This window comes from Nocardia sp. NPDC002869, from assembly GCF_046764065.1.
Classification (GTDB): Bacteria; Actinomycetota; Actinomycetes; order Mycobacteriales; family Mycobacteriaceae; genus Nocardia; species Nocardia rhamnosiphila.
The window spans coordinates 2,834-28,080 of record NZ_JBKOOL010000036.1; the positions used below are offsets into that span (position 1 = coordinate 2,834).

At 70.8% G+C, this 25,247-nt stretch carries 2 protein-coding genes; both read left to right on the forward strand.

Annotated features, from left to right (window positions below):
- On the forward strand, positions 1 to 24,447 hold the full coding sequence (locus ACLML9_RS09750; RefSeq protein WP_411945196.1) for a non-ribosomal peptide synthase/polyketide synthase: 24,447 nt from the start codon (positions 1 to 3) through the stop codon (positions 24,445 to 24,447).
- A complete protein-coding gene (locus ACLML9_RS09755; protein ID WP_411945197.1) occupies positions 24,441 to 25,223 on the forward strand; it encodes an FkbM family methyltransferase in 783 nt (260 codons plus the stop codon). The genes ACLML9_RS09750 and ACLML9_RS09755 overlap by 7 nt, the downstream gene beginning before the upstream one ends.
- Positions 25,224 to 25,247: the final 24 nt, after the last annotated feature.

Below are 25,247 nucleotides of genomic sequence, written 5' to 3' on the forward strand. Positions count from 1 at the left end.
ATGAATTCGAGATCGGCCATGGCTGTCGACCACGAACTGGATCTCATCCCGTTGTCGCGGGCGCAATACAGCATGTGGCTGGCGGACCATCTTCCGGGCAGGCCCAACGTCAATATCGCGCATTACGTCGATATCGAGGGCGATATCGATATCGACCGGCTCACCGAGGCGGTCAATATCGTCGGGCGGGAAACCGAATCGCTCGTCGTACGAGTAGTCGAACACGACGGCCGCCCCTACCAATTCGTGGACCGCAGTATCACCTATGCCGACGCTCTGCTGGATCTGTCCGATACCGAGGACCCCTACGCCGCGGCCATGGAATGGATGCGCCGCGACTACAGCACCAAGGCCGTCGACCTCGGCCGGGATCGGCTGGCCGTCGGCAAACTCATCAAGATCGGCGAACAGCGGTACCTGTGGTACGGCCGCGCACATCATCTGATCATCGACGGATACGGCGCGTTCAATTACATCGGCCGGGTCACCGAGCACTACAACGCGATCATCGAGGGTAGACAGACCCCGCCGCTGGTGGCGGCGGATCTGCGGGATATCGCCGAGGCCGACCGGGCGTACCACGCGAGTCCGCGCTTCGAATCCGACCGGGCGTATTGGCGCGAGAAGATATCCGGACTGCCGACACCGGTGAGTCTTTCGGGGCGAGCCGCGCGCTGGAGCGACAACGATCAGGTGGCCGGCCGGCAGCTGCCGGACCGGCTGTCCGAACTGCTGGAGCGGTTTGCGGAGAACCGGCGGGCCTCGTCCGCGCAGGTGGTGATCGCGGCGTTCGCCGCGTTCCTGGCCAGGATGACGGGTGCCGACGATGTGGTGCTGTCGATGCCGGTGAGTGGCCGGGTGAACCGGCGCCTGCGGCACGCCACCGCCATGCTGGCGAATATGGTGCCGATCCGGTTCGCGCTGACGCCGCAGACCACGGTCGCGGAATTGGTCGCTGCGGCGGTGTCCGAACTCGTTGCGGCGATCCGGCATCAGCTCTACCGGTTCGAGGATATGCGGCGCGAGACGAATAGCGCCGATACGGCGGCCAATTCATTCGGTCCGGTCGTCAACATCCTGTTCTTCGACAGCGAGATTCGCCTCGGATCCGCCGTCGGGCGTTATCGCGCTCTCACTTCCGGCGCGCTCGACGATCTGCAGCTGAACCTCTACCGTCCCGGCGCCGACGGGCCCCTGCTACTCGAACTGCACGGTAATCCGAATCTGTACAGCCAGGACGAACTCGAGCTGCACACCACGCGGTTCGTCGAATTCCTGCAACGCCTGCTGGAATCGCCCCTGGAGACCCCCGTCGTCGATATTCCCCTCACCGATGCCGCGGAAGAGCAGCGCGTTGTCGGCGAACTCGCGGGCCGTGACGGTGCGGTCGCGGACACGACATTGGTCGGACTGCTGACCGACCGGTCCGCGGCGACTCCCGACGCGGTCGCCGTGATCTGCGGCTCGACCGCTCTGACCTATCGGGAGCTGGACGAGCGGTCCAATCGGTTCGCCCGCACCCTCATCGCGCGCGGCGCGGGGCCGGAAGCCCTGGTGGCCATCGCGATGCCGCGGGACGCGGATCTGATTGTCGCCACCCTGGCCGTGCTGAAATCGGGGGCCGGGTATCTGCCCCTGGATATCGCCCACCCCGCCGACCGGCTCGACTACGTGCTCACCGATGCCGCGCCGGTGCTGGTGGTCACGAAGCCCGCCCTGCGCGACGCTGTGCCGGGCGATCCCGACCGGCTCGTCGTATTCGACGACCGCACCGGGTTCGACGGCGACAGTACGCCGGTCACCGATGCCGAACGATCCGGCCCGCTGCGGCCGGACAATATCGCCTACGTCATCTACACCTCCGGCTCGACCGGTCGCCCGAAAGGCGTGCCGATCGGCCACCGCGCGGTGGCGTCGTACCTGATCAATGCCTGCGCCGAGATCGGGGTCCGGGCCGGCGATGTGTGGACGCTGTTCCACTCCTTCGCGTTCGACTATTCGGTGTGGGAGATCTTCGGGCCGCTGGTCTCCGGGGGCCGGGTGGTCGTGGTGGACACCGCGACCACCCGATCGCCGGACGATGTCGTACGCCTGGTGGCCTGCGAGAAAGTGACCGTTTTCAACCAGACTCCCTCGGCCTTCCAGCAGTTCGCGGCCGCACGGGAGCGGTACGCGGCCGGCGGGGAGACCGCGGGGCCGTTGGCACTGCGGTCGGTGATCCTGTCGGGAGAGCGCCTGGATCCGGCGGGGCTGGCCGCATGGTACGAACACGATCCGCGGGTGCCGGTCGTGGCCAACAGCTACGGGATCACCGAGACCACCGTTTTCGTCACCTATCTGCCGCTGACTCCGGATATCGCGGTGCCGGGGGCCCCGAGCGCGATCGGCACGGCCCTGCCGGGACTGCGTACCTATGTACTGGACGAGCGATTGCGGCCGGCACCGCTGGGGGCCTGGGGCGAGATCTATGTTTCGGGGGCGCAGCTCTCGCGCGGATATCTCGGACGGTCCGCGCTGAGCGCCGCCCGTTTCGTCGCCGACCCGTTCGGCGCACCGGGGGCACGCCTCTATCGCAGCGGGGATATCGCCCGCTGGAACGACCGGGGCGAACTGGAGTATCGCGGCCGGGCCGATCAGCAGGTCCAGTTGCGCGGGTTCCGGATCGAACTCGACGAGATCCGTAATGTGCTGCTGGCCGACAGCGCGGTGGCATCGGCGGTCGTGGTCGTCCATCGGCCCGGCACGGAGGCGGCGCGGCTGGTCGCCTATGTGGTGCCGGTCGGCGATCCGGGCGCCGGCGTCGCCGGCACCCTGCGTGAGCGGGTGGCCGGGGTCCTGCCGGAGTACATGGTGCCGGCGAGCGTCGTCGTGCTGCCCGAACTGCCGTTGACCGTCAACGGCAAGATCGATCACCGGGCCCTGCCCGAGCCGGTATTCGATTCGGCCGCGGCCTATATCGCGCCGAGCACGGTGGTCGAGGAGACGATCGCCGATGTGTTCACCGACGTTCTCGGCGTCGAACGGGTCGGCGTACTGGACGACTTCTTCGCGCTGGGCGGCAATTCACTCACCGCCACCGGCGCCGCCGTCCGGATCGGCGAACTGACCCGCTGCGAGGTCTCGGTGCGCGATCTGTTCGGCGCACCGACCGTGGCCGGGCTCGCGGCGCATATCGCGGCCGCGCACCGCCCGGCCCGCCCCACCCTGCGCGCCCGGCCGCGGGTGGACCCACTTCCGCCGGCCCCCGCCCAGAACCGGATGTGGCTGATCAACCAGGTCGATCCGGACTCGGCGGCATACAACATCCCACTCGTGGTGCAGCTGACCGGCCACCTCGATGTGGCCGCGCTGCGGACTGCTCTCACCGATGTACTCGAGCGTCACGAGGCGCTGCGCACCGTGTTCCCGGCCGTCGAGGGTGCGGGGTCCCAGGTCGTCCTGCCGGCCGAGGAGGTGGCCGCCGGGCTGGATCTGATTCCCGAGACCGCGGACGGAGCCGATATCGAGCACCGGATCCGGGAACTCGCCGCGCGCGGTTTCGATGTCAGCGAACGGCCGCCGCTGCGTAGCGCCCTGTTCGCTTCGGCCGATCGGTGCCGGCACGTCCTGGCCGTCGTCCTGCACCACATCTGCTGTGACGGATCGTCGCTGCGGCCGCTGTCGGCCGATCTGGCGACCGCCTACGAGGCCCGGGTGCAGGGAAAGACGCCGGACTGGCAGCCGTTGCGGGTGCAGTACGCCGATTACAGCCTCTGGCATCGCGAACTGCTCGGGGACGAAGCCGATCCGGATTCGCCGGCCGCCCGCCAGCTGAACTACTGGACAGGGCAATTGGCCGGTAAGCCGCCGGTGCTGGAACTGCCCGCCGACCGGGCCCGGCCGGCCCAGCGGTCGCTGCGCGGCGACCGCACCGAGACCGCGATCCCGGCCGAGGTCTTCCGCGGGATCGAAGGGCTGGCCCGGTCGGCGAACGTCACGACCTTCATGGTCGTGCATGCCGCGCTCGCCGTCCTGCTCGCCCGGCTGTCGGGCTCCGACGACATCACCGTCGGCACCGCCGTGGCCGGCCGCGGCGAGCCCGCGCTGGAACCACTCATCGGGATGTTCGTCAATACCGTGCCGTTGCGTACCGAGGTCCGCCCGGGCGAATCGTTCACCGATTTCCTGGCGCGGGTGCGCGCCGTCGATGTGGACGGCTTCGCCCACAGCGATCTGCCCTACGAGCGGGTCGTGGAGGAGGTCGACCCCCGGCGGTCGGCCGCGTACGCCCCGCTGTGCCAGGTGTATCTGGCCTTCGAGAACATGGAACGGCCCGGCCTGGAGTTACCCGATCTCACCGTGGAGATCCTGGATCCGGGGACCGGAACGGCGAAGGTGGACCTCGTGGTCACCGTCGCGGAGAATGCCTCCGCCGGTGGCGATGTCGCCCTGCGCGTCGACTACGCGACCGATCTGTTCTACCGGCGCACGGTCGCGGAATTCGCGGCCCGGCTGAACCGGGTGCTCGACGCGGTCGTGACGGATCCGGGCATCCGGGTCGGTGCGGTGGATGTGCTCTCCGGAGCGGAACGGGCCGCGCTGGTCCCGGCCGCGGGCGCCCCGGCGGCGGCGCCTCGACTCCTGGCCGAGGTGCTGGCGGTATCGGACAGCGACGCGGTGGCGGTGATCGCGGGCGACCGGACGGTCACCTACGGCGAACTGGACGCGTGGTCGAACCGGTTGGCCCGCGAACTCATCGCGCGGGGTGTGGGCCCGGGTGACCACGTCGCGCTCGTCCTGGGGCGTTCGGTCGAGTTCGTGGCCGGTATCCGGGCGGTGGCGATGACCGGCGCGGCCTTCGTCCCGGTGGATCCGCGGAATCCGGCCGAACGTATCGCGCTGATGCTCGCCGACGCCGCGGTCCGGATCGCGGTGACGGTCGAATCCACGCGGGTACTGCTGCCCGAGTCGATCGCGCAGTTGGTACTCGACAATCCGGACACCGCGGCCGCGCTCGACGCCGGATCGGCGGCGCCGGTGACCGACCGGGAACGGACCCGGCCCGGCCATGTTCTCGATACGGCGTACGTGCTGTACACGTCGGGTTCGACCGGTACTCCCAAGGGTGTCGCGGTGACGCACGAGGGTCTGGCGAACTTCGCCGCCGAACAGCGCGCGCGCTACCGGGTGGAGCCGTCCGCGCGGGTATTGCAGCTGGCGGCGCCCGGATTCGACGCGGTCGTCCTGGAACTGCTGATGGCGCATGCGAACGGTGCCGCGCTCGTCGTCTCGCCGCCGGATGTCTTCGCCGGCGCGGAACTGGCCGAACTCATTCGCGCCCAACGGGTCTCGCACGCGTTCGTGACACCGAGTGTGCTGGCCACGATGTCACCGGAGGGCCTGGACTCCCTGCGGGTGCTGGTGGCCGGCGGCGAGGCGGTCCCGGCCGAGACGGTGGCCATGTGGGCGCCCGGTCGCGAGCTGTTCAACGGATACGGCCCGACCGAAACCACCATCATGGTCGCGATCAGCGATCCCTTGTCGGTGGGCGACCGGGTGACGATCGGCGGACCGATCCGCGGGATCGACGCCGTGGTCCTCGATGCGGGATTGCGGCCGGTTCCGGTCGGGGTGACGGGTCAGCTCTTCGTCGCCGGTGTCCAACTGGCCCGCGGATACCTGCGGCGGCCCGCGGCCACGGCGGCCGCGTTCGTGGCCGCGCCCTTCGGTCCGCCCGGTACCCGGATGTACCGCACCGGCGACCTGGCGCGCTGGACCGCCGACGGGACGCTGGAATACGCCGGCCGCACCGACTTCCAGGTCAAGATCCGCGGCCAGCGCATCGAACTCGGCGAGATCGAGGCCGCGCTCGCCGCGCACCCGGCGGTGTCGGTCGCGCATGTGATGGGTGTCGGCGGCGACCACGGTGCCCGGCTGGCCGCCTATGTGGTGCCGGCGGGCGACGGGGTGGATACCGCGGAGCTCCTGGCGTACACCGCGCAGCGTCTGCCGGCGCATATGGTCCCGGAGACCGTGCTGGTCCTCGACCGGCTGCCGCTCTCGTCGGTCGGCAAGATCGATCGCGCCGCCCTGCCCGAGCCGGTGTTCGGGGCGGCCACCACGGAATTCGTCGCGCCGCGCGACAGCGTGGAACAGACCGTGGCGCGGGTGTGCGCGGAGGTGCTCGGTATCGAGCGAGTGGGCGCCTTCGACAGCTTCTTCGACCTGGGCGGCAATTCGCTGTCGGCCACCCGGGTGGCCGGACGGCTCAGCGCCGAATTCGGGGTGGATATCGCACTGCGCACGGTATTCGACGCACCGACCGTCGCGGCCCTGGCCGTTCGGCTGCGCACGAGTGCGCCCGCCGGCCGGCAACCACTGGTTCCGCAGCACCGTCCGGAGCGGATCCCGCTGTCGCCGGCGCAGACGCGGATGTGGTTCCTCAACCGGTTCGACACGGCATCCCCGCTGTACAACATTCCGCTGGTGCTGCGCCTGTCGGGCGACCTCGATGTGGCTGCCGTCCAGGCCGCGGTCGCCGATGTGCTCGGCCGGCACGAAGCGCTGCGCACCCGCTACCCGGACAGCGACAGCGGACCGCACCAGGTGATCGTGCCGGTGGCGGATGCCTGCGCGCCGCCGCAGCCGGTGGTTGTCGCGGCCGATACGGTCGAGGCCCGGATCGCCGCGGCGACCGCGGCCGGTTTCGACGTCACCCGTGAGGTCCCGTTCCGGATCACGCTGCTGCGCAGTGCGCCGAACGACCACACCCTGGTCCTGGTGGTCCACCACATCAGCTTCGACGGCTCGTCGCTCGCCCCGCTCGCCGCGGATCTGATGACCGCCTACCGGGCCCGGCGCCGGGGCGACGAGCCGCAGTGGGCGCCGCTGCCGGTGCAGTACGCCGATTACACGTTGTGGCAACGGGAACTGCTCGGCACCGAGGACGATCCGCACAGCCCCACGGTCGCGCAGACCGAGTACTGGCGCTCGGCCCTCGCCGGGCTGCCCGAGGTACTCGACCTGCCCACCGACCGGCCCCGCCCGGCCCGGCAGACCTTCCGGGGCGCGACCTACTCCACGGCACTGCCCGCCGACCTCCATCGTGAGGTGATCGCGCTGGCCCGCCGCCACGACACGACCGTGTTCATGGTGATGCACGCGGTCTACGCCGCGCTACTGGCCCGTCTGTCCGGGACCGGTGACATCGCCGTCGGGACACCGATCGCCGGCCGCGGCGAACCCGGCCTCGACGGCCTGGTCGGGATGTTCGTCAACACGCTGGTGCTGCGGACCCGGGTCGCGCCCGGTGCGTCGTTCGCCGCGGTTCTCGACCAGGTCCGCGCGGCGGATCTGGCCGCGTTCGAGAACGCCGATATCCCGTTCGAACGGCTGGTCGAGATGCTCAACCCGCCCCGGTCGACGGCGCACGCGCCGCTGACCCAGGTGGGGTTCTCGTTCCAGAACATCGAGATCCCGGCGGTGCGGATGGACGGCCTGACGGTCACGGCCCGGATGATCGATCCGGCGGTGGCCAAATACGATCTGCACCTGAATCTGGTCGACACCTTGTCCGCCGACGGTGGCACCGGCGGCATGGCGGTCGAATTCGGGTATGCCACCGACCTGTTCGACGAGTCGTCGATCCGCTCGATATTCGACCGCTACCAGCTGCTGTTGCGCGCGGTCCTCGCCGATCCCGCCGCGCCCGTCGGCGATATCGATCTGCTGACCGAGGCCGAACGGCAGCCGCTGGCCGAGCGGTCGGCCGGCGCGCGCACCGTCGCCGGCCCGGCGACGGTGGCGGATCTGTTCGCGGCACAGGTCGCGGCCACGCCGCGGAATACGGCTGTTATCGACGCCGCGACCGGCGAACGACAGGACTATCAGGACTTCGGGCAGCGGGTGAACCGATTGGCCCGCGCTCTCATCGACCGGGGCGTGGGGCCGGGGACGGTGGTGGCGGTCGCCATGGACCGCTGCGCCGACCTGCTGACCGTCCTGTACGCGATCCACGCCGCCGGTGCCGCCTACCTGCCCCTGGACCCGGAACATCCGGCCGACCGGACCCGCTCGGTCTGCGCGACCGCCCGGCCGATCGCCGTGCTGACCCGGGGTGACGACGCGGACCTGCCTCCCGAGCTGCCGCGCTGGCCGATCACCGAACTGTCGGTGTCGCGGTTCGATCCGGCGCCCATTACGGACGCGGACCGGATCCGGTCACTGCATCCGGACGATCTGGCCTACGTCCTCTACACCTCCGGCTCGACCGGTGTGCCCAAGGGCGTGGCCGTCCCGCACCGCGCGGTGGTGAACCAGCTGTGCTGGCTGCGCGACCACTACGGCCTCGACGGTTCCGATGTGCTGATCTGGCGTACACCGGTGACCTTCGACCTGTCGGTGTGGGAACTGTTCGCCGCGGCCGGCTGTGGCGCGGCACTGGTGGTCGCGGACGCCGACGCCCACCGCGACCCCAGAGTGCTGGCCCGCCTGCTGGCCGAACACCGGGTCACCACGGTCGATTTCGTACCGTCGCTGCTCGCGGCATTCCTGGCCACCGCGCCGGGCCGCGAACTCCCGGATCTGCGGCGTGTCCTGTGCATCGGCGAAGTCCTGCCGGCCGAGACGGTCCGGCGCTTCACCGAGTCCGGTACCGCGCGGATCGACAATCTGTACGGGCCGACCGAGGCCGCGGTCAGCGTCACCTCCCACCGTGTCGAGGAGGTCTCCGGCACCGCCGTGCCGATCGGCGTACCCGAGGCGAATGTGGTGGTCCGGGTGCTGGACGCCCGGCTGCATCCGGTTCCGGACGGTGTCACGGGCGAGCTGTACCTGGGTGGGGTGCAACTGGCCCGCGGGTATCACGAGCGTCCGGTCCTCACCTCGGCCACTTTCGTCGCCGACCCCTCGGGCACCGGTACCCGGTTGTACCGTACCGGCGACCTGGTGCGCTGGGACGCCACCGGCCGCCTGTGCTACGTGGGCCGAGCCGATACCCAGGTGAAGCTGCGCGGTTTGCGGATCGAACCGGGCGATATCGAGGCCGCGCTGGTGGCCCACGCCGCCGTGGACGCCGCGGTCGTACAGGTACGCACCGATCACGGCGAACAGCGCCTGGTCGCCCATGTGGTCGCGCCATCGTCGTGCGACACCCAGGAGATCCGCGCGTCGCTGCGCGAACGGCTGCCCGCCTATATGGTTCCGGCCACGGTGATCCGGATCGATACGCTCCCGCTCACCGCGAACGGCAAGGTCGATCATCGTGCGCTGCCGGCACCGGACCCGGCCCTGCGCACGGCCGAGTTCCGGGAGCCGCGGGGCCTGGTCGAGCAGACGGTGGCAGGTGTCTTCGGCGAGTTGCTCGCGCTGCCGGAGATCGGCGCCCAGGACGATTTCTTCGAACTGGGCGGTAATTCGCTGCTCGCGACGCGCGCGCTGAGCCGTATCGGCGATATCCTCGCGGTCACCGTCGCGGTGCGGGTGATCTTCGAAGCGCCCACGGTCGCCGACCTCGCCGAGCGCATCACCCGGTTGCGGGAGGTACCGGGCCTGCCGGCGCCCGCGCCCCGTCCACGCCCGGATCGGATACCGCTCTCGCCGGCGCAGACCCGGATGTGGTTCCTCAACCAGTTCGATCCGGCGGCCGCCGGGTATATCGTCCCGCTGGCGATCCGGCTCGACGGTGTACTCGATCTCGAGGCGCTCACCGCGGCCGTCGCCGATGTGGTCGAGCGGCACGAGAGTCTGCGTACCGTCTACCCGGCCGTCGACGGTGTTCCGGCCCAGGTGGTGCTCCCGGTCGAGGAGGTCGCCGCGCAGGGAGATCTGGTCCCGGAACCCATCGCCGAGTGCGAACTGCCGCGGCGGCTGGCGGAGTTCTTCGGCCGCACCTTCGATGTGGCCGCGGGCGTGCCCCTGCGGGTCGGGCTCTTCCAGCTCTCCGAATCGGTGCGGGTGCTCGCGCTGTCCGCACATCACATCAGCTGTGACGGTTTCTCGGTGGCACCGCTGGCCGCCGATCTGATGACCGCCTACCGGGCGCGTTCCCTGGGCGACCGGCCGGAGTGGGCGCCGCTGCCCGTGCAGTTCGCCGATTTCGCGCTCTGGCAGCGTGAGGTGCTCGGGGCGCCGGATGATCCACAGTCGCGTGGTGCGCGCGAGATCGCCTATTGGCGCGCCCGGCTCGCGGGTATCCCCGATGTCCTGGATCTGCCGACCGATCGGCCGCGGCCGTCGCGGCGGACCCAGCGCGGCGCGTTCGTACAGGTCACGATTCCCGGTGACCTGCACCGGCGGGTGCAGACACTGGCGCGCCGCGGCGGCGCCACCACGTTCATGGTGGCGCACACGGCGCTGGCGGTCCTGCTGGCCCGGCTCTCCGGGGGTGACGACATCACCGTCGGTGTGCCGCACGCGGGCCGCGGCCACCGCTCGCTCGACGGTCTGGTGGGGATGTTCGTCAATACCCTGGTGATGCGGACCCGGGTCGGGCCGCACCGGAGTTTCCGGGAGCTGCTGGAAGAGGTCCGGCGGGCCGATATCGAGGCCTACGACCACGCCACCGTTCCGTTCGAACAACTGGTGGAAGCGGTGAACCCGGTGCGTTCGGCCGCGCATACGCCGCTGTTCCAGGTGATGCTCGCCTATCAGAACATGGATAGGGCCCCCATCGAACTGCCGGATCTCACCGTGGACGATATCGATCCGGGCGACGATGCCGCGATCTATGACCTGCTGCTGATGATGTCGGAGAGCCACGGCGCCCAGCACGAGCCGGTCGGGATGACGCTGCGCCTCACCTATGCCACCGACCTGTTCGACGAGGACACTGCCGCACGGTTCGCCGCGCAGTTCCTCCGCGTACTCGAGTCCGCGGCGGCCGACCCGGAGGCGGCCGTCGGCGATATCGACCTGCTCGACGAGGCCGATCGGACAGTGCTGCACCAGTGGAACGCCTCCGGCGCCCCCGTCGTCACCGGCCGGACCCTGGTCGATCTCTTCGACAACCAGGTGGCCCGTACTCCGGCCGCGCCGGCGCTGCGCGATCCGGCCGGCGCCGTGCTGACCTACCGGGAGTTCGACAGCCGGGTGAACCGGGTCGCCCGCTGGCTGACCGAGCGCGGTGCCGCCCCGGAGACCATTGTGGCTGTGGCGATCCGGCGTTCGGTCGACCTCGTCACCGCGTTGTACGCGGTGGTCAAGACCGGGGCCGCGTTCCTCCCGATCGATCCGGACCATCCGGCCGCGCGTATCGGCCGGGTGCTCGCGGCGGCCCGACCCGTACTGGTGTTGACCACCTCCGCGGGCGGAGGGGAGCTGCCGGCGGAGTACACCACCGAGCCGATCGACCGGGCCGACCTGAGCGGCTACCGCGACGCCCCGCTCACCGATGCGGACCGCCGGGCGCCGCTGCGCCCGGACAACGCGGCCTATGTGCTGTTCACCTCCGGTTCCACCGGCCTCCCGAAGGGTGTTGCCCTGACCCACGCCGCGACCGCGGCGCAGCTGGCCTGGGCGCAGCGGCAGTGGCCGCACGACGGGTCCGATGTGGTCCTGTACAAGACCCCCGTCACCTTCGATATCGCGGTGTGGGAACTGTTCTGGCCGTTGCAGGCCGGTGCGCAGCTGCTGGTGGCCGCTCCGGACGGCCACCGCGACCCGGCCTACCTGGCGGAAATCATCGCCGCACACCGGGTCAGCACAGTACATTTCGTTCCGTCGATGCTCGATGTCCTGCTCGACACCACCGCGGCGGCGTTGCCGTCGGTCCGCCGGGTGTTCGTCGCCGGTGAAGCGCTGGCCCAGCGCACCGTCGACGAGTCGGCGCGGGTCTTCGGCAACGCCGAGGTCGTGAACTGGTATGGGCCGGCCGAGGCCGAGGTCGTCACCAGCCACCCGTGCCTGCCCGGGGAAAGCCCGCGCGCGACCGTGCCGATCGGCCGGCCGGTCGCCGGTATGCGCGTGTATGTCCTGGACTCCCGGCTGCGGCCCGTTCCGTTCGGCGTGACCGGTGAACTCTACGTCTCGGGTGTGCAGACGGCCCGCGGTTACCACGGCCGCCCCGACCTCACCTGCGCCACGTTCGTCGCGCACCCCTTCGGCGCGCCGGGGGAGCGGCTGTACCGCACCGGCGACCTGGTCCGCTGGACGAGGTCCGGGGATCTGGAGTTCGCGGGGCGCGGCGATTTCCAGGTGAAGGTACGCGGCCAGCGGGTGGAGCCCGGCGAGATCGAAGCCGCGCTGTGCGCGCTGCCGGAGGTCGCGCGGGCGGTCGTCGTCGCGACGACGGAACGGATCGCCGGCTACGTGACGCTCGTTCCCGGCGCCGAGGCCACGGGCCGCGAGCTGCGTGACCGGATCGCGCGCACGCTCCCGGCCTATCTCGTGCCGGCCGCCGTACAGATCCTGGCGGCGATCCCGCTCACCGCCAACGGCAAAGTGGACCGTGCGGCCCTGCCCCGGCCGGTGTTCGAGGACCGGGCCGAATACGTGGCACCGCGCACCGAGCGGGAAACCGTGCTGGCACGCATCGTCGCCGGGCTGACCGGAACCGAGCAGGTGAGCGTGACGGCCGATCTGTTCGAGATCGGTGTCGACTCGCTGTCGGCCGCGCGGATCGCCGCCCGCGCCGAGGCGGCGCTGGGTGTCGAGGTCGGTATCCGCGATATCTTCGACGAGCCGACGATCGCCGGCCTGGCGCACCGGCTCGCCACCCGCACCCGCGGCGCCGCCCTCCCGCTCACGGCGCGCGAGCGTCCGGCCGTCGTCCCGCTGGCCGCGGCACAGCGCCGGATGTGGTTCCTCAACCAGTACGACACCGGATCCGCCGCCTACAACATCTGTTTCGCGGCCCGGCTCGGCGGTGCGCTGGACCTCGCGGCGCTGCGGGCCGCGTTCCGGGACGTGACCCTCCGGCACGAGCCGTTGCGGACGATCTACCCCCTGGTGGACGGCGAACCGTGCCAGGTCGTGCTCGACGGCCCGGCCGCGGGGGCCGAGCTGCTGCCGGAGGCCGAACCGGTCGCCGACGAGACCGAACTGGCCGATCGGATCCGGCGGGTCGCCGAAACCGGCTTCGATGTCGCGGTCTCGGTACCCGTCCGGGCCGGGCTGTACCGCACCGCGGCCGGGGAGCACGCACTCGTCGTGGTGGCGCACCATATCGCCGCCGACGGCGCCTCGATGCCGGTGCTGGCCCGTGACGTGTTCACCGCCTATACGGCCCGTACGCACCGGCAGCCGCCGCAGTGGGAACCGATGGCGGTCCAGTACGGTGACTACGCGCTGTGGCAGCAGGAGCGCCTGGGCGCCGAAGACGATCCCGAATCGCTGATCTCGCGGCAGATCGCCTACTGGACAGAAGCGCTCGGCGACAGCCCGGAACTGCTGGAACTGCCGACCGACCACCCGCGCCCGGCCACCGTCACGACGGCCGGTGGCAGCGTGCGCTTCGATATCCCGCCGCGGCTGCACGACGCGATCGTGCGGCTGGCACAGGACGAGGGCGTGACGACCTTCGTGGTCCTGCACGCGGCGCTGGCGATCCTGCTCGCCCGGACGGCGCACACCGACGATGTCTCGGTCGGTACCCCGGTCGCGGGCCGGGGCCACGAGGCGCTCGACGAGCTGGTCGGGATGTTCGTGAACACCGTCGTCTTGCGCACCCGGATCGCCGGAAACCGGTCGTTCCGCGCCCTGCTCGCGGAGGTGCGCGATATCGACGTGGCCGCCCTCGCACACGCCGATATCGCCTATGAACGGCTCGTCGATGTGCTCGATCGTCCCCGGTCGACCGCGTACACACCGCTGTACCAGGTGATGTTCGGGCTGCAGAACACCGGGCCGGCACGGTTCGACCTGCCCGATGTGGATGTCACCCTGCTCGATCCCGGGATCGCGCAGGCCAAAACCGATCTCACCGTGCTGCTGAACGAGCGGGCCGACGGTGATCGGCCCGGAGGTATCGACGGGGAGATCGTCTACGCCACCGACCTTTTCGCGGACCGGACCGCGCAGGCGCTCGCCGACCGGTTCGTGCGGATCCTCGAGTCGGTCACCACCGACCCGGCCCGGGCGGTCGGGGGTGTAGACCTGCTCACCGCGACGGAAGCCGCCGAGCTGGTACCGGCGGTCGGCGCCGGGGCCGAAACCCCGTGCCTGCTGCCGGATCTGCTGGCCGCGGCGGTTGCCGCGCACCCCGCGCAGATCGCGCTGATCGGCGAGACCGAAACCCTGACCTACGCCGAGCTCTACCGGCGCGCCGACCTGCTGGCCGGCTATCTGGTGTCGCGCGGCGCGGGCCCCGGCGTTCATATCGCGCTGGCGGTACCCCGCTCGGTGGACTACCAGATCGCCATGTGGGCGATCTCCCGGACCGGCGCCGCCTTCGTCCCGGTGGATCTGCGGTACCCGCGGGAGCGGATGGCCCGGATGATCGCCGACGCCGGCGTCGCCTTGGGCCTCACGGTCGCGGCCGCGGTGGCCGCGCTGCCGGACGGGGTCGAGTGGTCGGTACTCGACGATCCGGCCACGGCCACCGGGATCGCGGGGCAGCCGGGCCTTTCCGCGAGCGCGGCGGCGCCGCGGCGTGCCCGGACCGGGGACGCGGCGTACCTGATCTACACCTCCGGTTCCACCGGCACGCCGAAGGGGGTGGTGGTCACCCACGAGGGGCTCGCGAACTTCGCCACCGCCCAGCGGGCGCGTTATCGGGTGGACCGGAGCGCACGGGTGCTGCATGTGGCGGCGCCCGCCTTCGACGCGGTACTGCTCGAGGCATTGATGGCCTGTGCGGCGGGCGCCGCGCTGGTGATCTCGCCGCCGGATGTCTTCGGTGGCGCGGAGCTGGCGCGGCTCATCCGCAACCACCGGGTCTCGCATGCCTTCCTGACGCCGAGTGTGCTGGCGACCGTATCGCCCGCCGATTTCGACTCGGTACAGATGCTGGCGGTCGGCGGTGAGCGGGTACCGGCCGAGCTGGTCGCCACCTGGGCTCCCGGACGCCGGCTGCACAATATCTACGGTCCGACCGAGACGACGATCGTCATCACGATGAGCGCGCCGGTGCGTGCCGGTGGCCCGATCGATATCGGCGGCCCGATCCACGGCGCGCAGGCCGTGGTCCTGGACTCCCGGTTGCGGCCGGTACCGGTCGGTGTGGCGGGTGAGTTGTATCTGGCGGGTCCCGGGCTGGCGCGGGGATATCTGAATCGGCCGGCGCCGACCGCGAACGCGTTCGTGGCGAATCCGTACGGCGGCGCGGGAGCGCGGATGTACCGTACCGGCGATATCGTGCGCTGGACTGCCGGCCATACGCTGGAATATGTCGGCCGCAGTGATTTCCAGGTCAAGATTCGCGGTCAGCGCATCGAACTCGGCGAGATCGATGCCGCGCTGGTCGCGCAGCCCGGTGTCGCGTCGGCGGTCACGGTTGCCCGGCCCGGCCCGGACGGCCGGTCGCTGCTCGCGGCGTACCTCGTGGGTGATCCCGGCGCGGAGCTCGCCGCGACCGCGGTGCTGGACCGGCTCGCGAGTGTACTGCCGGCCCATATGCTGCCCGCGACGATCACCGTCCTGGACCGGATGCCGCTCGCCTCGACCGGCAAAGTGGACCGTAAAGCGCTGCCCGAACCCATCTTCGAGGTGCGGGAGGCGGACGCGGTGGCACCGGCCACCGATATCGAACGCACCGTCGCGGCCGCGTTCGCGGAAGTGCTCGGGGTGCCGTCGGTGGGGGCGACCACGTCGTTCTTCGCGCTGGGCGGCGATTCCATCATGTCGATCCAGCTCGCCGCGCGGCTGCAGGCCGCCGGGTTGGTCGTCCGGGCCCGCGATATCTTCGAACGCCGCACCGTCCGGGCCCTCGCACAGGTCGCCGCGACCACGAGCCGGGCGACGCTCACGGAACTGCCCGGCGGCGGCGTGGGAGATATTCCGCGTACGCCGATCGTGACCTGGTTCGGTGAACGCCTCGGCGCGGCCCGGGGTTTCGCCCAGTCGATGCTGGTGCGGCTGCCCGGGGACGCCGCCGTCGCCGAGGTCACCGCGACGGTGCAGGCCCTGCTGGACCGGCACGATATGCTCCGCTCCCAGCTGAGCGACGGCCGTCTGCGGGTGCTGCCGGCCGGCTCGGTCGATGCGGCCGAAACCCTGCTCGTGCAGACCTTCCGGGCCGAGGACGCGCCCGGCGGTAACGGTTTCACCGCGGTGGCCGAGGCCGCGCTGGCCGCGGCCACCACCCGCCTCGATCCGGCCGCCGGCCGGGTCGTGCAGGTCGTCTGCCTACTGCCCGCGGCGGGAGTCGACGCGGAGGGCCGGGCTCTCGTGGTGATCCACCACCTGGCCGTGGACGGCGTCTCGTGGCGCATCCTGCTGCCCGATCTCGCGACCGCCTGGCAGCAGATCGGCGAAGGCCGGGCGGTGGACCTGCCCGCCCCGGGCACCTCCATGCGCCGCTGGGCGCACGCCCTGACCGACGCGGTGGCGGCTCGGACCGGTGAACTGGATCTGTGGCAGCGGATGAGCGTGGCCCCCGACCCGCTGCTGGGGCGGGCGGCACTCGACCCGTCCGTGGACACCCAGGCGACGGTCCGGCAGCTGGCGGTGTCCCTGCCGGCCGAGATCACGAGGGTGCTGCTGGAGGTGGTGCCCGAAGCCGCCCGCGCCACGGTGGACGACGCACTGCTCGCGGGGCTGACGGTCGCCCTGGGGCGCTGGCGCGCGCGCCGCGGAAACACCCATGGGGGCGCGAAGATCCTGCTCGAGGGCCACGGCCGCGAGGAGCAGCTCGTCCCGGGCGCGGACCTCTCCCGCACCGTGGGCTGGTTCACCAGCGCCTACCCCGTCGCGCTCGACCTGTCCGGGGTGGACTCCGGTGATCCGCGTGCCGTGGTGAAAGCGGTCAAGGAACAATTGCGGGCGATCCCGGACAAGGGGATCGGATACGGTCTCCTGCGCTACCTCGACCCCGCCGCCGGGGAGCGGCTGGCGGACGCGCCGGAGCCGCAGATCGCCTTCAATAATCTCGGCCGGGCCGGTGTCGATCTCGCCGCGCTGTCGGGACTGGCCTGGGTGCCGACCGGGGAGGAGTTCGACCAGCGCGGCGCGTTCGACGCGGATATGCCCGCGGCGGCGGTGATCACGATCGATGTGCACACCGCCGAGACCGCGGCGGGCCCCGTGCTGTCAGCACAGATCGGCTACGCCGCGCGGTTGCTGGACCGCGCGGAGGTCGCCGAACTGGCAGGCGACTGGTTGGCTGCCGTCCGCGAGATCGCCGCCGCGGCCTGCCGCGACGACGACTGGGGTCTGTGCCCCGCCGATGTTCCGCTCGTCCCGGTCGGCCAGGCCGATCTGGACGTCTTCACCGAACGCTACGGGCCGCTCACCGACGTGTGGTCGCTGGCGCCGCTGCAGGCGGGCCTGCTCTTCCACGCCGAATTCGCCGCCGGTGAACTGGACGTCTACACCGCCCAATCGGTACTGACCCTAGCGGGCACGGTCGACGAGAACCGGCTCGAACGAGCCGCGCGAGCGCTGCTCGACCGGCATCCGAACCTGCGCGCGGCCTTCACCCGGACGGCCGACGGCGTGGCCGCGCAGGTCGTTCCCGCCGCCACGGCGCTGCGCTGGTACCACGCCGAGACCGGCGGGGACACCGCCGAACTCGATCGGTTGATCGACGCCGAACGGGCCGTGGTGTTCGACCCCGCAGATCCGCCGTTGCTGCGTTTCCTCGTTGTGACGGTGGGCCCGGGGGATGTCCGGCTGGTGCTGACGGCGCACCATCTGCTGCTCGACGGCTGGTCGCTGCCGCTGCTGTGCCGGGAGCTGATCGGTCTCTACGCGGTGGGCGAACGGACCGATCTGCTGCCGGCCGCGCCGTCCTACCGCGACTATCTGGAATGGCTGGACCGGCGCGATCACGAGGCCGGTGTACAGGTGTGGCGCGAGGCCCTCGGCGAGTCGGTCGAACCCACCCTGATCACCGACCCGCATACGGCGACCGTCGCCGATATCCCGGTCGATCTGCCGGTCGTCCTCGGACGCGCCACCACCGAGCGGCTGAGCGAGTTCGCCCGGGAGCACGCGGTCACGATGGCCACCATCGTCCAGTTCTCCTGGGCGGTGGTGCTGGGCAATCTGCTGGGCACCGAACGAGTGGTCTTCGGAAGCACCGTCTCCGGGCGGCCCGCCGATCTGCCCGGTGTGGAGTCGATGATCGGGCTGTTCATCAATACGATCCCGGTAGCGGCCGAGGTGACCCGCACCCGGACCGTGGCCGACCTGCTGGCTCGTCTGCAGGCCGACAGCACCCGGCTGTTCGACCACCACCATCTCGAACTGTCCGAGATCACCGCGGCCGCGGACAACCCACACCTGTTCGACACCCTGGTGGTGTTCGAGTCCTATCCGGTCGACAGCAGCGGTCTGGGCGAGACCGATATCGACGGAATGCGGGTGCTCTCGGCCGAGGGCCGCGACGCCGCGCACTACCCGCTGCTGGTCCAGGCACACCAGACCGACGAACTGCACATCCGGGTCCGCTACCAGCGCGCCCGGCTCGATGATCGGACGGCGGCCGATCTCGCGGACCGGCTGGCCCGCGTACTGCACGCGATCGCCGGGAACGCGGATACACCGCTCAGGGTGATCGATCTGCTGTCGGCCGACGAACGGGCTGAGCTGGTACCGGCCTCGGGTGGCGCCGCCGAGGCACCGCGTTCGTTGCCGGAACTGCTTGCGGCGGGGGCGGCCCTCGACCCCGGAGCCGCGGCGCTGATCTCGGACGAGCAGACGGTCACCTACGCCGAACTCGATGCCTGGTCCGACCGCCTGGCCCGGAAGTTGATCGACTGGGGCGTGGGCCCGGGCGACCGGGTCGCGTTGGCGTTGCCCCGGTCGGTGGAGTTCGTGGTCGGCCTGTGGGCGGTGACCAAAACGGGTGCCGCGCTTGTGCCCGTCGATTCGCGCAATCCCGCCGAACGGGTCGCGCTCATGGTCGAACACGCCGATATCCGGGTCGCGCTGACGATCGGATCCGCGGGCGGGTCGCTGCCGGACTCGGTGCGGCCCATGGTGCTCGACGACCCGGAGACCCGCGCTTCCATCGCGGCATATCCGGCGGGCCCGATATCGGACGCGGACCGGGTACGCACACCGCAGCTGCGGGACACGGCCTATGTGCTGTACACCTCGGGCTCGACCGGGGTGCCCAAGGGTGTGGCGGTGACCCACGAGGGCCTGGCGAATTTCGCTGCCGAGCAGCGGAAACGTTTCGACGCCGACAGCCGGTCGCGGGTGCTGCACGGATCCGCGCCCGGTTTCGATGTCCTGATCCTCGAAGTACTGCTGGCGCACAGCAACGGTGCGGTGCTGGTGCTGCCGCCGCCGGAGGTGTACGCGGGCGCCGAACTGGCCGGATTGATCCGCGCACAGCGGATATCGCACGCCTTCCTGACCCCCAGTGTGCTGGCGACGCTGTCCCCGGAAGGCATGGATTCGCTGCGCGTACTGGTAGCGGGGGGCGAAGCGGTGACGCCGGAGACGGTGGCGGTCTGGGCTCCGGGCCGGTGCCTGCTGAACGGGTATGGACCCACCGAGACCACGATTCTGGCCTGTATGAGCGGACCACTGCTACCCGGCGCCGCGGTGACGATCGGCGAGCCGTTGCGCGGGATGGAAGCGGTAGTGCTGGACGCCTGGCTGCGGCCGGTGCCACCCGGGGTGGTGGGCGAGCTGTATCTCGCGGGCGTACAACTGGCGCGCGGCTACCTGAGCCGGCCGGTGACCACGGCGGGAGCATTCGTGGCGAACCCGTTCGGTGCGGCCGGAACGCGCATGTACCGCACCGGTGACCTCGTGCGCTGGACCCACGAGCGCACGCTGGAGTACCTCGGCCGCCGGGATTTCCAGGTCAAGATCCGCGGCCAGCGCATCGAACTCGGTGAGATCGAAGGCGTCCTCGCCGGCTGTCCCGGTGTCGACCGGGCCGTCGTCGTCCTGCGGCCCGACGAGCGGGGCCACAAGCGGCTCGCCGGGTATCTCGCCGGCGCCGCCGCGGTGGACCTGGCGGCGGTGCGGGCGGCCCTCCGGGACCGGCTGCCGGCGCATATGGTGCCCGAGGCGCTGACCCTGCTGCCCGAGCTGCCGCTCACCACGAGCGGCAAACTCGACCGCCTGGCTCTCCCGGCGCCCGAATTCGGCGCCCGCCGTGCGTGGGTCGCGCCGGGCACCGGCGCCGAGCGCGCGGTGGCGGAGGTCTTCGCACGCGTCCTGGACGTCGAGGAGGTGGGCGCCGCGGACAGCTTCTTCGAGCTGGGAGGTAACTCGCTGTCGGCGACCCGGGTGGCGGCGCAGTTGAGCGCCGCGACCGGGGCCCGGGTCGGTGTCCGGGAGCTGTTCGAGGCGCCGACGGTGGCCGAGCTGGCCGCGCAGCTGACCGTTCTCGACCACGAGCACCGGACGCCCCTGGTGGCGCGAACCCGGCCCGCGCGGGTACCGCTGTCTCCGGCCCAGCAGCGGATGTGGTTCCTCAACCAGTTCGACACCTCGGGGGGCGCCTACAACATTCCATTGGTGATCAGGCTGACCGGCGAGCTCGATATCGACGCGCTGCGCCGGGCCTGTGCCCTGGTCGTCGAACGCCACGAATCACTGCGCACCGCGTTCCCCATGGCCGAGGGTGTCCCGTATCAACTCGTGGTACCGGCCGCCGAGGTCGTGCCGGAGTTGCGGCCGGTCCCGGTGGCGGAAGATCAGCTGATGCGGCGGGCCGTCGCCGCGGTCACCACCGGTTTCGACGTGACCCAGGCACCGCCGCTGCGGATCGAACTGTTCGAACTGGGCGAGCGTGACCACGTGCTGATGGTGACCGTGCACCACATCTGCGCGGACGGGCAGTCGATGTTGCCGCTCGCCCGCGATGTGGCGGTGGCGTACGAGGCGAGTAGGCAGGGCGGTGCCCCGCCGTGGCCGGAGCTGCCGGTCCAGTACGCCGATTACGCGCTGTGGCAGCACGAGATCCTCGGTGCCGAGCACGATCCGGATTCTCTGGCCTCGCGGCAATTGCGATTCTGGAAACAGACACTCGGCGGGCTCCCCGAACTGCTCGAATTGCCGACCGATCTGCCCCGGCCGCCGGTGGCGTCGCTGCGCGGGCGCGCCGTCGAGTTCGAAATCTCCGCCGGACTGCACGCCCGGATCGGCGCGGCGGCCCGCGCCGGGAACGCGACGGTTTTCATGGTGCTGCACGCCGCGCTGTCGGTCCTGCTGGCGCGGCTGTCCGGAGTCGGCGATATCGCGATCGGTACCCCGGTGGCCGGTCGCGGGGTGCGGGAACTCGACGATCTGATCGGTATGTTCGTCAATACGCTGGTGCTGCGGTCGCGGGTGGCGTCGCGGCAGACGTTCGCCGAACTGCTCGCCGGTATCCGGGAAACCGATCTGGCCGCGCTGGCGCACGCGGACGTACCGTTCGAACAGGTTGTGGAGGCGCTGAACCCGCCGCGGTCGACCGCGCATCTGCCGCTCTACCAGGTGACGCTGGACGTCCAGAACCTGAGCCGGGCCGTGGTCCGGCTGCCCGGTCTCACCGTCGAACCGGTCGAGGACGGTTTCGAACAGGCACAGGCGGATCTGAATGTGAAGCTCGCGGAGCGGTTCGACGAGGCGGGCCGTCCGGGCGGTTTCGTGGGCCGGCTGACCTTCGCCACGGACCTGTTCGTCGAGGAGACGATGCACAGGTTCGCGCGGGCCTTCGTGCGGATCCTCGAGGAGGTGACGGCGGATCCGGAGGTCGTCGTCGGCGATATCGACCTCGTCGACGCCGCGCAGCGGCGCACGCTGCTGGCTGCGGCCGGACACACCGGTGCCGCGATCCCCGAGACGACCCTCGCGCACCTGTTCGCCGCGCGGGTCGCGGAGCGGCCCGACGCCGTCGCGGTGACCGACGGCCGCTCGGCGCTGACCTATGCGGAGCTGGATCGGCGCGCCGGTCTGATAGCCGCTCGGTTGGCCGAGTCCGGGGCGGGTCCGGAAACGCTGGTGGCCGTGGCCCTGTCCCGTTCGGCGGACCTGGTCGCCGCACTGCTGGCCGTGGTGCGCACCGGCGCCGGATATCTGCCGCTGGATGTGGCCTACCCGGAACAGCGGTTGCGGTTCGTGCTCGACGACGCGCGCCCGGTGGCGGTGCTCGCCTCGGCGCAGACGATATCGGCGGTGCCCGAGTTCCCGGCTCCGGTGCTGCTCGTGGAGGACTGTGCGCCAGGGGACGCGGATCCGTCTCCGGTGCTACCGGTCGCCCGGCCGGACAACACGGCCTACGTGATCTATACGTCGGGCTCCACAGGCCGCCCCAAGGGCGTGACGGTGAGCCATCGCGAAGCGGTCACCCTGTTCACCGGAATCACCGGGCGTTTCGATCTCGGCCCCGATGATGTGTGGACCATGTTCCACTCCTACGCTTTCGATTTCGCGGTCTGGGAGATGTGGGGCGCGCTGCTGACCGGTGGCCGGCTGGTCGTGGTCGACTACGAGGTGTCCCGCGCGCCGGACGCCTTCGCCGAGCTGGTCGTCCGCGAGGGAGTGACCGTCCTGAGTCAGACACCGTCGGCGTTCTACGGATTCGCCGAGGCGGACCGGGAGCGCCGGGCCGCCGGTCGCGGCGGACCCGGCCTCGCGCTGCGGTATGTCGTGTTCGGCGGTGAGGCATTGGACCCGGCGCGGCTGGCCGGATGGTTCGCCGCCCACGCGCCCGGATCCCCCCGGCTGATCAACATGTACGGGATCACCGAGACCACCGTGCACGTGACCTTCGGCGAGGTCACCGGACCCGATACCGCGGGGATCGGTACCCCGCTGCCGGGTATGCGGGTCTACGTACTCGACGAGCGCATGCGCCCGGCGCCCATCGGAGTGCCCGGTGAGATCTATGTGGCCGGTGGCCAGCTCGCGCGGGGTTACCTGGGTGCCCCCGTGACGACGGCGGGCCGGTTCGTGGCGAACCCGTACGGGCCGGCCGGCACCCGGCTCTACCGGTCCGGCGATATCGGCAGATGGCAGGGCGGCGAGCACGGACTCGAACTGCGCTATCTCGGTCGCGCCGATGCCCAGATCCAGTTGCGCGGCTACCGCATCGAATTGGGTGAGGTCGAATCGGCGCTGCTCCGGCATCCCGGTGTTGTGCGCGCCGCCGCCGCGGTGCACCGGCCCGGACACGGGATCGACCAGCTGATCGGTTATGTGGTGGCCGCCGAGGGCGGGCGGCTCGATCCGGCTGCGGTCCGGGCGACGGCCGCCGAGGTGCTGACCGGATACATGGTTCCGGCGGCGATCACGGTGCTGCCCGATCTGCCGTTGACGGTCAACGGCAAACTCGACCGTGCGGCCTTGCCCGCACCGGATTCCGGTACCGCCCCGAGCGAGTTCGTCGCCCCCCGGACGGGGACGGAGAAAGCGATCAGCGAGGTGTACTCCGAGGTGCTGGGTGTCGAGCGTGTCGGGGTCTCGGACGGGTTCTTCGATCTGGGCGGCAACTCGCTGCTGGCCACCATGGTGGTACGCGAACTGAAGGCCCGCGGGGTGACGATCGCGCTGCCGTGGATGTTCGACGACGCCACACCGGAGGCGCTGGCGCACCGGGCCGACGAGGCCGAGGGCGGGTCGGGTCTGCAGGTGCTGCTGCCACTGCGCGCGAGCGGATCCGAGCCGCCGCTGTTCTGTGTGCATCCGGCGGGTGGGCTGGCCTGGTTCTACGGGGGTCTCGTGGAACATGTGCACGCGGACCGTCCCGTCTACGGCCTGCAGGATCCGCATGTGGTGGCCGGCGAACCTCCGGCGGAGTCGGTGGACGAGCTGGCCGAACGCTATGTGAGCGAGATCCGCCGGGTCCAGCCGGACGGTCCGTACCACCTGCTCGGCTGGTCGCTCGGCGGGCAGATCGCGCATGCCGTGGCGGTCCGGCTCCGGGGTGCCGGCGCGAAAGTCGGTGTGCTGGCACTGCTGGACAGTGCGGTGGAACTGTCCGGTGACGTCGCCGCGCCGGAGGCGGCCGGCGATCGGCTGCCGGGCCGGTTGATGGCGGATCTGCTCGGTGGCTGGCGGGAGCTGTTCGACCTCGGCGACGACGTCCGTGCCGATACCCATGAGCAGGCCTGGGCGGTCGTCCGGGAACAGGTACTCGGTACCGCGATGTTCACCGCCGAACAGGTGGACCGGGTGATGACGAGTTTCGAGACCGCCGCGGCGATCGCCGACCGGTACCGGCCGGCGGTCTTCGACGGTGACCTGTACTTCTTCACCGCCGGAAAGGACCACGCCGATCACGAGGCGCTGGCGCGCTCGTGGCGACCCTATGTGACCGGGGAGATCCACAACCGGGTGGTCGATGCCCGGCACCTCGAGCTCAGCCATCCCGAGGCACTGACCATTGTCGGTGCGGTAATAGAAAGGGCCGTAGCGCAATGCTGAACACACAACAGACGCTGAAACTCGACGACGGCAGAGTGGTCGACTGCCCGAGCCCGGCGGAGGCGAGATTTCTCTGGGGTGAGATCACCTCGGCGACCGGTTTCTACCGGCAGGCCGCCGCCCGGCTACGGCCGGGGGACCTCGTCCTCGATATCGGCGCGAACATCGGGCTGGCCGCGATGCTGTTCGCCGATGTCTGTCCCGGCGCCCGGGTGATAGCGGCCGAACCCGTGCCGGCGACTTTCCGCTGCTTGCAGAACAATCTGAATGCCCATGTCCCGCACGCCGTGCCCGTGCGGACCGCTGTCGGCGCCGAACCCGGCGTCCTCCCGCTCACCTGGTATCCGCAGGCACCGGCCAACTCCGGCCTGTACGCCGATCGGGCCGAGGACGACGAGGCCACCCGGGTTTTTTTGCGCAACAGCGGCCTCGACGACGAGGCGATCGACCTCATCACCGCCGGCCTGCACCAGGGCGAACAGATCGATGTCGAGGTGACGACGGTGTCGGCGATCCTGGACGAACACGGGCCGGATGCCGAGATCGGTGTGCTGAAGGTCGATGTGGAACGAGCGGAACTCGATGTGCTGCGGGGTGTGGCCGCGCGGGATTGGCCGCGGATACGCACGGTGGTGGCGGAGGTGCACGAGACCGCGGGGCGCCTGGCAGAGTTCCGCGAGCTGCTGAGCGCCCACGGCCTGACCACGCGGATCCGGCAGGACCCGAGTCTGCGCGGCACCGACCTGTACGAGGTCTACGCGAGCCGGGCCGCGTGATCCCCGGCCCACTCGGTTGCCGGC

Excerpts from the sequence above, each read along its gene's own strand:
- ACLML9_RS09750 (WP_411945196.1), top strand. The coding sequence starts at position 1 with ATGAATTCGAGATCGGCCATGGCTGTCGACCACGAACTGGATCTCATC.
- ACLML9_RS09755 (WP_411945197.1), top strand. The coding sequence starts at position 24,441 with ATGCTGAACACACAACAGACGCTGAAACTCGACGACGGCAGAGTGGTC.